The organism is Wolbachia endosymbiont of Oryzaephilus surinamensis (genome assembly GCF_025617515.1).
Lineage (GTDB): Bacteria > Pseudomonadota > Alphaproteobacteria > Rickettsiales > Anaplasmataceae > Wolbachia.
The window spans coordinates 221,289-236,227 of the sequence record NZ_CP092526.1 but is presented as its reverse complement, the minus strand read 5'-3'; the positions used below and the strand labels follow the sequence as shown (position 1 = coordinate 236,227).

Genomic DNA, 14,939 nt, shown 5'->3' with positions numbered 1-14,939 from the left:
TATAAATTAGCTCAATTTTTCTTCTTATTATCAAATGAATTATTATTAATCCAGCAATATATTTTACTAATAACTTAAATAAAACAACCATTCCCAGCAACCAAAACCAAGAGGCGTGAGAACTGTTTTTCTTGGGATCCATTGGTCTACCATTTGTACCGTACGAACTTTTTTATATTCTGACTTTGATATACGCTAAAACTAGCCACATTAGCACATTTCATCCATGTCTACATACGAACTGTTTTGCCTAAGATTATGGAAATAATTTAAATTTTCTATTTTTATAACCCTATTTTACGAGGCTTGTTCTCACAAATGTATGACCTTTTTTGAAGGAGTAAATAATTGAAATCCTTATGACACTAAGTTGAAGTATTTTTCTATCAAATTCGAAATAAAAGATATTTTTCTATACCTATGTACAACAAATTTGCAGTTTCGAGAAACATATAAAACTCTTGCTGATCATATCAAGTATGTAATAATCAAAGCATAGGTTTTTAAAATGAGGTAAAATTATGTGTTCTAATCAGTTGAAAGAACAAGATTTTTATGCAACATGCACCATACCAATTTATCAAGTTGGTGTGAGTGTGAGAACTACGCTGTCATATTTAGCTACTCTCAGTAGTTACTTAAAAATAGATGAACATCATGTACAAGAAAGTAATAGTAATACTGAGTTACATTGTGCTGCTTTTCATGGTAACTTAGAAGTAGTTCAAGCTCTGTTAGAAAAAGGAGCTAGTGTTGAAGAACGAAATAGCAAAGGCTGTACTGCTCTTCATTGTGCTACTGAAGGTGGTTGCTTAGCAGTAGTTAAGTACTTTATAGACGAAAAAGGAATCGACGTTAATCAAGAGAACGATGATAATGAAACTCCTTTGCATATTGCTGTTAGAGAGGACCACTTAGAAGTAGTTCGATTTCTATTAGAAAAAGGAGCTAGTGTTGAGGAACTAGGTAGCGGAGGATGTACTGCTTTGCATTATGCTGCTAGCGGTGGCAATTTAGAAGTAGTTCAACTTCTATTAGAAAAAGGGGCTAACGTTACCGCGTTAATGATAAACCTTGATACTACTTTGCATTGTGCTGCTAAAGGTGGCAACTTAGAAGTAGTTCAAGCTTTATTAGGCAAAGTGGCTAATATTAATGCACAAAACAGTTATAGAGATACTGCTTTGCATATTGCTGCTGGATTTGGTCATTTGGAAGTAGTTCAATTTCTGTTAGAAAAGGGTGCTAGTTTTGAAACACGAAACAACGAAGGATGTACTGCTTTGCATATTGCTGCTGAAACTGGTCACTTAGAAGTAGTTCAAGCTCTGTTAAAAAAAGGGGCTAACATTGAAGCAAAAAGCAAAAATGGCAGTACTGCGTTGCATGAAGCTGCTAGAATGGGTCGCTCAGACATAGTTCAATATCTTGTAGAGGAAAAAAAGGCTACTATTGACGTAAAGGACGTTGATTGTAATACCCCCCTGGATTTAGCTGATAGAAACGGCCACAAAAATATTGTTGAGTATCTTAATTTTCAAGAAAAGAAGCATTCTGAAACTTCAAAAGCAATAAAGACTAGTTTCTCTGTAGGTGTAATAGCCATGTTGACAGTAACTATGGGATGTATTGTTACTCATGTTAGTTTATCAATATTAGTTATTGCTGCATTGATAGTTGGAGCCATTGCTGGTGGCATGACATATACAGTATTAAAGCCTAGTACTAAGCTAAATGAATATGAAGTAGAGAGACAAAGTTTACCAGAAACCGTAATACCTTAATAGTGAATGTTATATAGCAAATTAGATCTTGTCTTTTATGTCGGGTATATAATAATAAAATATGAGGTTTTGAATTGAGGTAGAGTTATGAGCTTTGATAAGTTGGAAGAAATACTAGCTTTTATTGATGCTGACGTTGGTTTAAGTAAGAGTAATGTCGTTGGAAAAATAGAAGAGAAGCTAAAACAAGTAGATACATCTGGCCTATTACAGTTTGCTGTTTTGAAAAACAATAAACGAATGGTAGAGACTCTTATACAAAAAGGGGTTGATGTTAATGGAATGGATATATACAATCGTGATCCATTATATTATGCTATTTTACATGGAAATACACGAATAGTAGAGGTCCTGATAAAAAATGGGGCAAGTGTTAGGAAGAAATATAATGATGGAAGTACTCCTTTGCATCATGCTATCTTGGGTAACAAAACAAAAATAGTAGAGCACCTAATAAACAATGGGGCTGATCTTAATGCAGTAGATGAAAAAGGTAGGACTCCATTATACTTGGCTGGCCGAAATACAAAAATGATCTTGATTCTTATAAAGAATGGAGCATGTCCCTTACTGGAAAATAGAAATGTTGAATTTTTGAAGTATTTAATTGCACTCATTAAAGATGGTGATATAGATAATTTGGAGAAGAGAGAAGCGAAACAGAAAGAAGAGCAAGTAGATGATGAATATGAATCACTTAAATACTCATTGCTGCTTAGTGATAACAGCTCTTTGATCTCTATTATAAAAAGGGAAGAATTCAATAATTTAATATCTGAGTGGTCTTCAGGTGCACCTGACTTAAAAGAGGGCCAAAAAAATTTGAATAAGGCGTTGTTAAGTCTCCTAAAAGACTTTCCATTTTGTAACATTACAAGGTTTGAGAATTTTTTACAAGACAACAAAAGTAATGATGATCTAAAGATTGTTCTCAATCTTCAAAGAGGAAAGTCCAAGTTGACAATACTGCATATAATACAAAGTATGGAGCATTTGGCAGTAGAAAAAGATATGGCCTGGGCAGTTGGAGCATTTATAACTTTACTTTTAAAAGCTGGAGCTGACCCTAACATAGTTGACAGTGAAGGACAAACACCTTTGCACTATGCTGCTTATTATAATACTTTAAATATACCTTTACTTCTGAACAAAGGAGCACGTAATCAACCTGACAAACAAGGAAAAACTCCTCTAGATATTGTAATTATTAACAAAAAACCTTTTGAAGTGAATATTTTAGAACAAATCTTTTTAACTCAGGAGCAAATGAGAGCAAAAAGCCATTTAGAAAATATTTGCGGTTATAGCCTTGACACTAATCAACTAAGAGAGTTTTTAAATCAGCACAGAGGAAATGAAGGTCTTAAAGAGATTTTAAATCTTCGTGATTGCAAAGGAAAGTCTCGTATTTTTCAAAAGATTAGAGATGCTTGTTATGGTGATAAAATTCGTTTTAAAGAAGCAGAAAGGTTGCTGTTAGAAGCAGGAGCAATTGATTACAAAGGATGGAAGGACAAAGAACATTTACCTAAAGCTTCCACTTTATGGGACATTTTAATATTAAACCAACGGGAGGAATTAAAAGCTTTTTTAGATATGGCCAATGCAACCGAAAACATGAACGAGTTAGAGCAAGTTGTAAAAAGAGCTATAGAAGCAGGAGTAATGCTGAACTTTGCTGTGTCAGGAAGTTTATATGACAAGAAATATGAGAGTAAATATGGCTTTGCAGATTGTGTAATAAGAAAAATTAGTGAATTAAAAAAGAACTCTAGAATTGCAAGTGATGTAGAGGTTGCTAGTCGTATAGTATGTAACTTAGTATCAAAAGGAGTAGTACTACATACCATAAGCAGCATCCTTGTCATTGATGAACTAGAAGAGTTTAAAAGCCACAAAGCTAATATGGTAAAAGCCTATGAAAGTTATGCAAAGCGTAGTTTGAAATTTATGGAAATTGTTAAAAGTGCAACTACTGGCAAGGTGAAAAATGTAAAAGTGGATAACTCTATTCTCTATTTGGAATATTCAGAAAATAGTGTAGTTGAGGTTGCGAAAATCATAAATGAAGCAAATTTAACTCATGGAAGTATAGAATCTAGAAGAGATGTAATAGCAATCGGTGAAAGTGAGGTAGAAATTATAACGGAAGATGGGATAAGAAATTATACTAATCTTACGGGCAATATAGTACTGACTTTCTATACTAGTTTGGGAAAGATAGACGTTAAACTGTATCCTGACGTACAAGATAAAAGCAAAATTATAGTAGAAGTGAGTAATAGAGAGGAAATATTAGAAAAATTCAAAGATCGAAAAGAAGAATTAGGTAATGATTGCGCACTTGGTGAAGATTTGGTTTATGATGCTATTGAAAATGGGTACTTTGAAAGATCTGGTGGATTAATGCGCCCTGAGGTAATAACCGAGTCTAACAACAAATGGACAGAACGTGAAGAGTTAAGAAGGACTTCTGATCCTAGGAGAGAAGTTTCTAGGTAGATTAATTTGCTAAAAAAGTTGAAGATTATTATTTAAATATAAACTACTATAATTTATAGATTAAGGAAGTTGTACCAATGTCTTCTAAGAATACTCTTTTATATTGTTTTTAAGCTGGCTACAAAATGAGGATATGGAACATACAATTGGCTGAGCTGCCTTTTACAGAATTTCTCTCCAGATCTACTATTAAAATATGCAGCTAAAATTGGATACATCTTCTACCATTGTTGCACCTAATATGCTAAAATCTTCATCACTTATATTGATTTTGTAACATTTATGTGCTCTTCTATATCAATTTCAACATCTTTTTATTTAGCCCTTTGTAGTAGCTCCTTTTGCAATAACCTTTTTTAATTTTCTGGCACATACTTTTTTCGATGTTTTTTCATATTGTTGTTTTTATAAACGTTACGACGCTGAGCCGTAAAATTTCTCCATCTGCTCACTCCATAACATAGGTATTTCCCTCAAGTCAGCTAACTTCAAACTCCTTGGCTGCCTCCCATTTACTATGTCTTCTTTAATCTTTGGTGCTAAATAGTTCAACCTCAAAATTTGCTGTATACGTCTTGTACCTATATTAATTTTGGCACTCAGCTCTTTTATATTTGCGTATTTTCCTTCCTCTAGTTGCCGTTTCCATAGGTGAGCTCTTACCACTGCTTTGAGTAACGCATTGTTTGTTTTGCCTTCTGGTTCTACTACCGTGCATTTGTTTCCTTTCTTTTTTATTGGTATAAATTCCACCTTATCCTCTGAACTCAGCTCTATTCCATCCTCTCTCACCATTACTCCCTTTATTAACTTTTTCACTATTTCTTTTTGCTTTCCAAAACTTAAATTTTCCCATTTTTCTTCAGTCTTTTCTTTCCACTTTCCATATAGCTGCTCCGCTTTCCTCATTACTTCTTTTTCTACTTCTCCTGCTATTACATTTTGGTTTTCTGATCCACAACCTTTTCCCCTTAAATGATTGTTGCATACGTAATATCGGTACCTTTTATTTTCTTTTTTTGAGTATGTCAGCGTCATATTTACACTACAGCTCTTGCACTTAATTATTCCCCTAAGCAATGCTTCCTCATATTTTGCTTTTCTATATAGTTGATTCTTTATCAATTCCTGCGCTTTTTGCCATTTTTCTTCCTCTATTATCGCCTCATGTTTTCCTTCATATTCTTTCTCATAATGTCTGATTTTTCCCATATATATTGGATTTGTTATTATTCTTCTCACCGTTGCTTTTTTAAAAATATCTGATTTTGTTCGGTAGCCTTGACTATTTAACTCCCTTGCCAATTCTGCCATTGATCTCAGCTCCATATACCTCTCAAATATATGTTTCACCGTCTTTGCTTCTTTCTCATTTATTATTAATTCTTTATCTTTTACATCATATCCAAGCGGCAAAGTTCCTCCCATCCATAAACCTTGTTCCTTTGATGTTGCTATTTTATTTTTTACCCTTTCTACTATCATTTCTCTTTCTAGTTGTGCTGCTCCTGATAACACCGTTTGTACGAACTTTCCCATTGGCGTATTATTGTCAAATATCTGCGTTACTGCTATAAAATTTACTCTATGCCTTCTAAAAAATGATGTCACTTCTATACTATCTTTTGTTTCTCTTGAGAGCCTATCGAGCGTATATACCACTACACAGTCTATCTCTCCTCCTTTGACATCTTCAAATAATTCCTTTATCGCTGGTCTTTCTAAGTTCTTTCCTGAGAAACCTCCATCATCGTACCTTTTGGCCAATGCTACCCAGCCTTCTCTGCTCTTTATGTACTTTTCACATGCTACTCGCTGCGCATCTAAACTATTAAACTTTTGTTCTAGACCATCTTCATTTGATTTTCTTGTATATATCGCGCATCTTACCTCTTTCAGCATTCTTTCTCCTTATCTCTCATTCCAAATAGAAGCGGCCCGTTGTAGCTCATTCCCATTATTTTCCCTGCTACTGCTGACAATGACGTGAAAAATTCTTCTCGGTAGATTAAACCCTTATCTGTTACCATTACCGCATGCGTTTCTTCCCCTCTCTCTAATATTAGCTCTGTCCCTTCTACTGGTAATTTATCGCTACTTATTCTTTTTCCCTTCTCTAGCCGATCTGCCAGATACTCTAGTCTTTTTGTCCCCTTTCTTGACATTTCTCCATACGCTTCCTCCTGTATTCTATATGCTAGTCTCGGTATCAGATATTTCTTTGAATGTTTAGGTGCCTCTTCCCCAAATACCTTCTTCCACATTTTTCTCAGCTCACCCAAAGGTTTTCTCTCTAAATTCATTATTTTCTTTTCTATTTCTTTCTCCATATTTTTAGCCATTCATAAATAGCTTTTCAATTCTGTCTATTTCTTTCTTCAATATTTCAGTGATCTCCTTACTGTTTTTCGCATAATCCATTGCTGTCATTCCAAATTTATCCGCTTGTTCTATTTCTCCTCCAGCCTTCACTAATTCTTTCACTATCTCTTTTTCGCCTATCATGCATGCAAGGTGCAGCGGTGTGCATTTATTTCCATATTCTTCCGCATTTACATTCCCTCCTGATTTTATCAATTCCCTCACGATTTCTAGACGTTTCTCCGTTACCGCTAGGTGCAGTGCTGTGTGTCCTTCTACATCTGCTGCATTCACATTCGCTCCTTTTTCGACTAATAACCTCACTGTTTTTGCGTCTATTGCATAATGTAGAGCTGTTCTGTCTCTTTCATAAATATTTTCATATGAGTTCTCTAATAATTCTTTTGCTGACTTATTAAATTTGCCAAGCTTTAACATAATCCACCTCACCTTTTCTTTAAATTTAAATCCCTCTTTTAAACCTTCCTTTTCGCTACCTCATCTATCATTTCGTTCACTTGGCTCATTATCTTGCTTGCTAAATTTTGACATTCTTTCTTTATTAGCGATTTGTCTCTCTTCCTTATTTCTTCTATCTCTATTATTTTTAACTCCGGCAAATAACTCCCATTCAACATGTCTGCTATTTCTCCCACTAGCCTCTCTATTCCATAGCACGTCAGTTCTCTACTTTTTGTTATTCCTCCTTGTTCTCTCAGAAATTTACTCGCCTCTTCACTCTCTTTGCTATCACATAGACGATACTTTTCACTTTCCCAGATGTAATACATTGGTGTTGCACCGTACTTATTCAGTTGATTAACTTCAGCTCCCGCTTTTACTAGCTCTTTTATTATTTCAACTTTTGCTCCTCCTATTTTGCACGCAGAGTGCAGTGGCGTACATCCAGTAACATATTGAGTGGCATTTACTTCTGCTCCTTCTCTTAGCAGCACTTTTACATTTTCTAAGCTTTTCGCAAATACTGCACAGTGCAGAGGTGTATAACCATTTTTATCTCTTGCATTTACCTCTGCTCCTTTCTTTATTAAGAACCTCACTGTTTTGTAATTGGAGATTTCTACTGCTTGGTGTAATATCGTCTCTCCTTCTTCATTTCTTTTATTAATATCCTTACTTGATACTTCTTTACAAAACTTACTAAAAGATTCTTTGCTAAACTTCATACTTACCTCACAAAATTAGCTTTTCTAGCGCCAGACAAATTTCTTATATTTACCTGCCGCTATTCAAGTCATGTCCTTTTTAGCATGAGAAAGCAAGTCTTTTTCTTTTTATTTCATACACTTTAACCTATTATTAATATAATATATGAGGATCTAAATATAAGTACTTAACTTATTATAGATATAACTTGACTACTTTTCCAACTTCTGTGCAAATGTCGATGTTCGTGCCACTTCAGTACTCCTGAATAAAATACTAAAATGTAATTTTCTAATTCGTGTATTGAGTCTTTTTGCTCTGAATCTGAGTCGTTTTTATAGTAAATGTTGTGTTCTGCTAAAACATATTTTCTGACCTTCTGATCTGTATAATTTTCTACTTTGTAACGATGGATAATACTGAATCTTTCTAAAATTGGCTTGTGTTTTAAATTCCAACGTTGCCCTGAAAGTTTATCGTTTCCCAATACAAATTTATTTCCTTTTTCTTCTACGCTACTTACTGGAAAGCACCCATTTATTTCTCCTAATTTCCAGCTATCTGACAGTACAATCTGTGCTTTGGCAAACTTTATTTCTGGTAATAAGCTCTGTGATAGAGGATATAGTGCTTTTAAGTTGTACCACTGATGACTTCTTTCATAAATGCCTTTGTAATCCTTTGTATGAGCCTCTGTTTCTCCAAGTACTGCTACATCTAATCGATATATGTCATTACTAAATGTTTGTTCATAATGCTCTCTTAAATAGTTGTCTACAATCTCTACTAACGGACCTCTAGAACTGAAAAAATTTATTCTTCCAAACGATAACACTGGCCCATTTTTTTCAACTTTTATACCAGAGTAGTCTGATAACAAACTTCCAAATAAACTTTCATCTAAAATAAACCTATCAACGTTATAGTGATCATTGAAAATCCTCATTAGCCGCGATCTTGCTGGCAATGACAGCTTTGCAAGTTCTACTACTGCATCTACAAAAAAGTCATTTGGAACATCTTTTATACCTATCTGCAGCTCAAAGAAGTGCTTGCCAGGTGGTTCTTCGATAATTGTAATATCTTCTATATTTGCCCATTTTAGTGCTATTTTGAGTGATGCTGGGGTTCCTCTTAAACGCTGAAATTTTACTCCTTCTACTATGGCTTTTCTTCTATCTTTTACCCAGCGTAATATTTCCCCCAATTCATATTCCTCAATTAGCCAAGGTAATATTCTTTCTTCTAATCTAAATTTAAACCCTCTTATGCAACTTGGATTAACTTTGTAGTCGATTGCTTCTACTAATGCTTGCTCTTGCTTTGTTGCGTTTGGGGGCAATAGCATTACTCAATCTTTAAATTTCGCAAATTTGCACACTCGTTACCTAGCACCACAACATCCTCTCTTGGCTCGATTAATTCCACATTTTTTACACCATCTACAAATAGATTCGCTATTATCCAAGATCTTGTTACACTCCACCCTAATCTTTTTGCTAATTCAAATTTCTCAATAAACTGCTTCTTGATTTCTTCCTCTGATATTATATAATTCGTGCTGATTCTGCTGTGGATATCTATTTCCATAATATTGCAACCAGCTACTGTTATTGTATCTGTTAAAACCCTTATATCATCTCTAGTAACCTGCTTTTTTACAATTTCTAGTAGCTCTTCTAACGCTATGCCAGTTGTGGATAATTGTGTTGATAAGATTGAAATTTGTACTTTTCCTGGTATAGGTGATTCCACTAGTGCATCTTTTACTCTACTATCTGCTGACAGTGCATGATATTTATAATATTCCTTACTTCCTCCTGTTGACCAACCTGCTATTTTTGCTTTTACCCTCTTTCTAAATCGTTCGTCATCTTCTTCTTTCTGCCTCTCTACTCCATAAAATTCAGCCAAATTATCAAGATCTTCTCCCGTTGCAAATTTAAGTAAATTACCCTTTACAGCTTCGTTTATCCTCTGTCTGAGCAAAAGTTCTCTCCACGCTGCTACTTCCAGAACCTTCATTGCTGGATCGGATTCTACTAATGCTGAAAAGGTTTCATCTCTACAGACTAACTCTTCCTTCATTCTTGAAAATATTTCCTCGAAATTTGGCTTTTCTACAATATTTAGCTGCTGCATCTTTATACCACAACCCCATCAAAGCGAATGTTTTTCCCACTTGGCACGTATAATCCTCCCAGGTCAAGCGTTACTTTTCCCTCTTTTACTTCTGTAATTTTTACTTTTTCTAACTTAAATCTCTTTTCCCATTTTTCCAAAGCTTCTGCTGTTGCTGCATATATCTCAAGTGTTAAATCTCTATTTATTGGCTTATCCACCAATTCAAATAATCTTGAGCCATAATCTCTCCTCATTATTCTACTGTTTACTGGAGTGGTCAGTATATCAATTATCGATTGTTTCAGATGTTCTATTCCCTCTAATTCTTTCCCTGTTTTAGCATCCATTCCTCTCATTTTTCGACTACTTTAATTTTTTTTATTTTGAAAACACACTTTGATTTTTACTTACTACTTGAAAACTACAGGACGCCACATCACCTGTTCTCGCTACACCAATACCATTTACAAATACGCTATTTGATCCTTGCGTTAGTGTCTCTCCCATAGTTAAGGTATCACTTCTACGACAGACAGATCTACCATTAATACGCACATCTTTACTCCCGCTTACGCAAACATGAATAGGTACTCCAGTACAATTATCGCCTGTACAAACTATAGCTCTTCTCATGTCAATTTAAATCTATTATACTTCCTTTCAGTTTTATTCCACTTTTTGTCATTTCTATACTCGATTCTCCAGCCTTCAGTGTTATTTTATCTACTACTTCAATCTCTAAATGATGTTTATCTTTATCATATGACAACTTTGTTCCATCTTGAAATGTTAAGCTACTCACCTCTTTTTTATTTTCTGGTGCAGAGTACTTTTGTTGATATATTCCAGGAAGTACTACTCCTAAAGATAATTCTCCCAGCGGGGAAAGTATAACTACTTGCTCATCAATATCTGGCGGACACCAATCTCTATCTTTTCCTGCTTTACTTGTTATCCACGGTAAATAATCTGTTAAAAATTCTCCTATTTTCACTCTTACTTTTGCTTTTTCATAATCTATTTCTTTTACAATTCCTATACGAATAACGTTTGCTAGCTTCCTATTCAGCTCTGAAATCGCAAAACTATGATCCAACATTTATATTTCCTACGTTTATTGTATGTGGTTTAATTCTCCCCTCTTCCCATACTGATTTACCTAAATGAAGCTGATGACTCCAATCAACCATCCACACCAAATACGCATCTAACTCCGGCCTAAAATCATCTCCTCCTCCTGATATAAATTCTCCTGGTGAAACATTTTTCACGTTCCAAGTATTTTTATTTACTACTCTTGCAACCTCAGTAGCTAATGTTCTGATAATAATAGGTGCATTTTCTACCGTGCTATCAATCACAATTCGTGCTTCAAATCTTGCTTTCAGTGCTAATTCTTCTGTTCCTGGATCTTTTCCAGATTCTAAACTCACAAGCTCTACAAATAACGCTGGCGCTAATAATTCTTTCCTTATCGATGGATAAATTTCACAAGTTTGAATTGCTGGTATTTCTTTCTTCAGCGTAGTGCAGATTGCTTGATGTAAATCTTGCCAATTCATATAGGTGTAATGTAACTTAATTCGCGGTGGAAGAATTTTTCAAATACCTTTTCAACTTCATAATTAACAAGATTCCCTATTATCCTTGAAGCCTCAGGTTCTAGTGGCAACTTAACTTCCTTTATTAGTAATGCTGCTCTTCCTTCACGTTTAAAAATACCGCTATTTCCTTTTGGCATAACTGCTGCAAATCCTCCTATAAACTCATGCTTTCCTACTTTCGATCCTCTTCTTGTTTTTTGTATTTTACCAATTGTCGATGCTCTAATGTCGTAGAGATTTGCTCTAATTAACACTTCTAATCTGCTTGTTTTTGCTTTAAAAATTCTTAATCTCTTTCTTATCAAACTTAATTTTATCTTCTTTTCCTCACTAATTTCTTTTGCTGTCTTCAATTTTAGCCATAGTGCTGTTCTGTTTAACGCTCTCACTATTGCTAATTCTATTTTTTTTCTTTTAGCATTTACACTTTCTATTACCTCAACTTCTATATGCACAGACATTTTACACCCCATACGCTTCGATTCGCCAGACCATTCCAGATTTATCTCTAAGTGGTGGTGTGTGTATTTTGTATTTGCAATCACCTATAACAAAAATATCTCCTACAATTGGCCTCAGTATATCAAAAATGCTTACCTCAAGAAAAATCATCTCTCCCACAAATTGTCCTTCACCAATCTCGTATAATTTATCTGGCTGTTGCTTTAATACCTGTACCATATATGACTTATCCTTTGATTTATATAAAGCCACTTCTCCTAAATGGGCAAAACAATCTTTAAATAATCTCTTAATATTCTCTTGCACGTTTCTCCGCTATATACTAACATTTATATGCTAAGAAGAGGTAAAGCATTCTTCTGCCTCACACCGCTTTATATTTGCTCTACCTATGTTGCAACGATCTTGACTAGTATCGCTGGACGGTGGCACATTGGCAGAGGGTTTGACTGCGTATGCAAATCAGTCCCTCTATCAAATCTTCTTGGCTCTTGTTTTGCATAGAGTGGCTGTCCAAGAGTATTTACTGTTTCATTAAAGTCTGCTGGTGCAAAATATGTTGTAAATGTACTTGCTGTTCCTAGTGGAAAACAGTGCCCTGTATCTTTTTCTATAAATCTTCTTACTGTTCCTTCAGGATCAGTTGCTTGCCCTCTATATTCCTCAAATGTTATACCACAAAACGTAAATCCTGACCTCATATCATTTCGAAGCGCTGCTCCTTCTTGCCATCTCTCGTATGCTTCTTTCACTTTACTATGCGAAGTTAGTGCATCAAAAAACTCAGGGCTTACCAAGGCATGAATTCCGGTCATATATTCACCACTTAGATTATCTTCTATATGCCGGAGTACTTCCATACACTTACGCTTTACATCAGTTGTTGCAGTTCCTAGTGCAAAATTTACTACTTTTGGTGTGATTTCAAATTCGTTGTACAGATTTAATAATTCTGACCCATCAGCATCTAAAATTATTCCTTTTAGCGCTCCCATTCGCAAATGCTCTAATGTTATTGCATGTTTGTTTCTCATTGATTGCAAATGATCAGTTATTACATCTGCCAGCGCTTTCAGTTCACTCTCTGATCCAAATGCCCTTATTCCTTGCACTTCCTCTGGTAACACCACATCATCATGAGGAATATGAGGAATGGTAAATGTTCTTACCTTTCTTTTACCACGTTTTCCTACTGTTGCTGGTGCCCCTGGTACTTGCGTTGGTAGTAGACTTAAAACTCCATTATGTTCTTCTATGGTAATATGTCTAAATCTTACTGACTTACTTGGAAATAAATTTAAATTTTCAACTCGTCCATAATTTATCGGCAATATATTCATCGCATTTGTTAGTGCCGTCATGCTAAATGCTGTATTTGTAAATGGATTTTGCATTTTTTATTTTCCCCTTTTGTGTTTTTAATAGTTTTTTTAAGCTCCCTTGCGGATAATGATCCCTCGTGCTTCAAGTTGCTTTATTGCTTCAGCTTTCTGTTCTTCAGTGATATTTGCTGGCCACACAACTGCATGATCTGCTAGTATTGCACCACGAGTAATAATTACTGCTTTGGCATTTTCTGTCGCATTTACATCACTTACTATTGCACCTATTGCTGTTTGTGTGCCGTCTGTTCCAGTGGGATTAAGGACTCTAATAAAACCATCTTCCGTCTTTTTGGCAACTACTGCACCAAGCTTAAGATTTTGACCTTTAGCTACTGTTATTTGGTCTCTTGAATATAGATTTGAAACTTCGTATTTCAGAAGATCCCCAAGGTTATTTTGTTCTGTTATAGTACTCATTCTGCTTTTCCCCTTTATTTTTTACTTTTGTTATACTATGAATATTCTAAATGCCAGATTGTGCACGACTTCTTGCTACCTGCATCATTAAATCTTCTGACGAATTCTGTGGTAATGTGCTTAAAATTTCAGTCTTCATTGTTCGTTCTGCAAGTATCGACATTAATATTTCTTGTGCTTGTTTGCTGCTAACATTCTGCTCTATAAATTCTCCTATTTTCTCTGGCATTCGTGATAAGTTGCATAAACGTATTAATTCAAGAACTTCAGCATGATAACTGTCATTTTTGATTTTATTAGTTAAATTATCAGTTTCTAGGTCAGTTGTAGTTTGTTCATTCATAGTAATACTCCTGTTTTTATTAATAGATGAAAGAATTGTCATTCCGTCTGCAAGGCCTATTTCTACTGCTTTCTCCCCAAAATATAGCCCTGCTTCCGTTGATTTGATTGCTTCTATAGAAAGATTTCGATTCCGTGCTATTAGCTGGACGAACATCTCATATAAACGATCTATTTCCTCTCTCAAACTTTTTAAACCTTCAGAGTTAATAGGCTCATGCGGATTTAAATCATTCTTTCGACTGCCAGCAAAGATTGTGGTGTATTTTATTCCCTGTTTTTCATCAAACCCACTTTGATCTATATGACTTGCTATTACTCCTATACTCCCAACTCCTGAAGTGCGGGTGAGAAAAATCTTTTCAGCGCTAGAGGCTATAGCGTACGCAGCAGAGTATGCATCATCATTTGCTAATGCCACAATTCTCTTTTTTGCTCTTGATTCATAAATAAAATCAGCCAGGTCAAATATACCGTTTACCTCTCCTCCGGGGCTGTCTATTTCCAGTATAATTGTCTCTATGCTACTATCTGCTAATGCTTGTGTAATTTGTTCTTCTATTTGCTCATATGATGTCATTCCCAGAAAGACGTCAAAAGCTCCTGGTTTTTTGGTCAAAATTCCATGTATTTCTATTACTGCTGTTTTTTCTATATTCTGATTTACTGCATGTTTTATCTTTTTAAAGATAGGTTGTTTTCCGTTATATAGTGACAACAGGTCAAAGCTTTTTTGCTCTATCATCATCGGCCTACATAGCCAGTTGGTTTGTAAAATTTCCATAAAGTAA

The 14,939-nt window shown here is 34.9% G+C and carries 17 protein-coding genes; 2 read left to right on the top strand and 15 right to left on the bottom strand.

Annotated elements, in window-relative coordinates:
- Positions 1 to 521 precede the first annotated feature (521 nt).
- Together MJ631_RS01060 and MJ631_RS01055 are read left to right on the top strand one after the other, a co-directional pair.
- Positions 522 to 1,784: an ankyrin repeat domain-containing protein gene (locus tag MJ631_RS01060; protein ID WP_262986476.1), complete on the top strand. Its 1,263-nt coding sequence runs from the start codon at positions 522 to 524 to the stop codon at positions 1,782 to 1,784.
- Positions 1,785 to 1,871: 87 nt separating this feature from the next.
- Positions 1,872 to 4,286 (top strand): ankyrin repeat domain-containing protein, encoded by a 2,415-nt coding sequence (locus MJ631_RS01055; protein ID WP_262986475.1) that lies wholly within the window; start codon positions 1,872 to 1,874, stop codon positions 4,284 to 4,286.
- Positions 4,287 to 4,700: 414 nt separating this feature from the next.
- Here MJ631_RS01055 and MJ631_RS01050 read toward each other — a convergent pair whose 3' ends face one another.
- From MJ631_RS01050 to MJ631_RS00980, 15 genes are all read right to left on the bottom strand, one after another.
- Positions 4,701 to 6,188, bottom strand: coding sequence for a recombinase family protein (locus tag MJ631_RS01050; protein WP_262986474.1), 1,488 nt, complete (start codon positions 6,186 to 6,188; stop codon positions 4,701 to 4,703).
- The gene (locus tag MJ631_RS01045) at positions 6,182 to 6,616 is read right to left on the bottom strand and encodes a DUF2924 domain-containing protein (RefSeq protein ID WP_262986473.1); all 435 of its coding nucleotides are present in this window, start codon (positions 6,614 to 6,616) and stop codon (positions 6,182 to 6,184) included. Before MJ631_RS01045 ends, MJ631_RS01050 begins: the two co-directional genes overlap by 7 nt.
- 4 nt (positions 6,617 to 6,620) lie before the next feature.
- Positions 6,621 to 7,085 (bottom strand): ankyrin repeat domain-containing protein, encoded by a 465-nt coding sequence (locus tag MJ631_RS01040; RefSeq protein ID WP_262986472.1) that lies wholly within the window; start codon positions 7,083 to 7,085, stop codon positions 6,621 to 6,623.
- Positions 7,086 to 7,123: 38 nt separating this feature from the next.
- Positions 7,124 to 7,834 (bottom strand): ankyrin repeat domain-containing protein, encoded by a 711-nt coding sequence (locus MJ631_RS01035; RefSeq protein ID WP_262986471.1) that lies wholly within the window; start codon positions 7,832 to 7,834, stop codon positions 7,124 to 7,126.
- A 167-nt stretch (positions 7,835 to 8,001) separates the two neighbouring features.
- Complete coding sequence (locus MJ631_RS01030) at positions 8,002 to 9,162, bottom strand: phage tail protein (RefSeq protein WP_262986470.1); 1,161 nt, start codon at positions 9,160 to 9,162, stop codon at positions 8,002 to 8,004.
- Positions 9,162 to 9,956 (bottom strand): baseplate assembly protein, encoded by a 795-nt coding sequence (locus tag MJ631_RS01025; protein WP_262986469.1) that lies wholly within the window; start codon positions 9,954 to 9,956, stop codon positions 9,162 to 9,164. Before MJ631_RS01025 ends, MJ631_RS01030 begins: the two co-directional genes overlap by 1 nt.
- 2 nt (positions 9,957 to 9,958) lie before the next feature.
- Positions 9,959 to 10,294, bottom strand: a complete 336-nt coding sequence (locus tag MJ631_RS01020) for a GPW/gp25 family protein (RefSeq protein WP_263858697.1) — start codon at positions 10,292 to 10,294, stop codon at positions 9,959 to 9,961.
- Positions 10,295 to 10,316: 22 nt separating this feature from the next.
- Complete coding sequence (locus MJ631_RS01015; protein WP_262986467.1) at positions 10,317 to 10,571, bottom strand: PAAR domain-containing protein; 255 nt, start codon at positions 10,569 to 10,571, stop codon at positions 10,317 to 10,319.
- Position 10,572: 1 nt separating this feature from the next.
- Positions 10,573 to 11,037, bottom strand: a complete 465-nt coding sequence (locus MJ631_RS01010; protein ID WP_262986466.1) for a phage baseplate assembly protein V — start codon at positions 11,035 to 11,037, stop codon at positions 10,573 to 10,575.
- Positions 11,024 to 11,500, bottom strand: a complete 477-nt coding sequence (locus MJ631_RS01005; RefSeq protein ID WP_262986465.1) for a hypothetical protein — start codon at positions 11,498 to 11,500, stop codon at positions 11,024 to 11,026. The genes MJ631_RS01010 and MJ631_RS01005 overlap by 14 nt, the downstream gene beginning before the upstream one ends.
- Positions 11,497 to 12,003, bottom strand: a complete 507-nt coding sequence (locus tag MJ631_RS01000; RefSeq protein ID WP_262986464.1) for a phage tail protein — start codon at positions 12,001 to 12,003, stop codon at positions 11,497 to 11,499. The genes MJ631_RS01005 and MJ631_RS01000 overlap by 4 nt, the downstream gene beginning before the upstream one ends.
- Position 12,004: 1 nt before the next feature.
- On the bottom strand, positions 12,005 to 12,310 hold the full coding sequence (locus MJ631_RS00995; RefSeq protein ID WP_262986463.1) for a head-tail joining protein: 306 nt from the start codon (positions 12,308 to 12,310) through the stop codon (positions 12,005 to 12,007).
- 83 nt (positions 12,311 to 12,393) lie between these two features.
- Positions 12,394 to 13,398, bottom strand: a complete 1,005-nt coding sequence (locus tag MJ631_RS00990) for a major capsid protein (RefSeq protein ID WP_262986462.1) — start codon at positions 13,396 to 13,398, stop codon at positions 12,394 to 12,396.
- Positions 13,399 to 13,434: 36 nt separating this feature from the next.
- Positions 13,435 to 13,806 (bottom strand): head decoration protein, encoded by a 372-nt coding sequence (locus tag MJ631_RS00985; protein WP_262986461.1) that lies wholly within the window; start codon positions 13,804 to 13,806, stop codon positions 13,435 to 13,437.
- A 46-nt stretch (positions 13,807 to 13,852) separates the two neighbouring features.
- On the bottom strand, positions 13,853 to 14,932 hold the full coding sequence (locus MJ631_RS00980) for a S49 family peptidase (protein ID WP_262986460.1): 1,080 nt from the start codon (positions 14,930 to 14,932) through the stop codon (positions 13,853 to 13,855).
- Positions 14,933 to 14,939 lie beyond the last annotated feature (7 nt).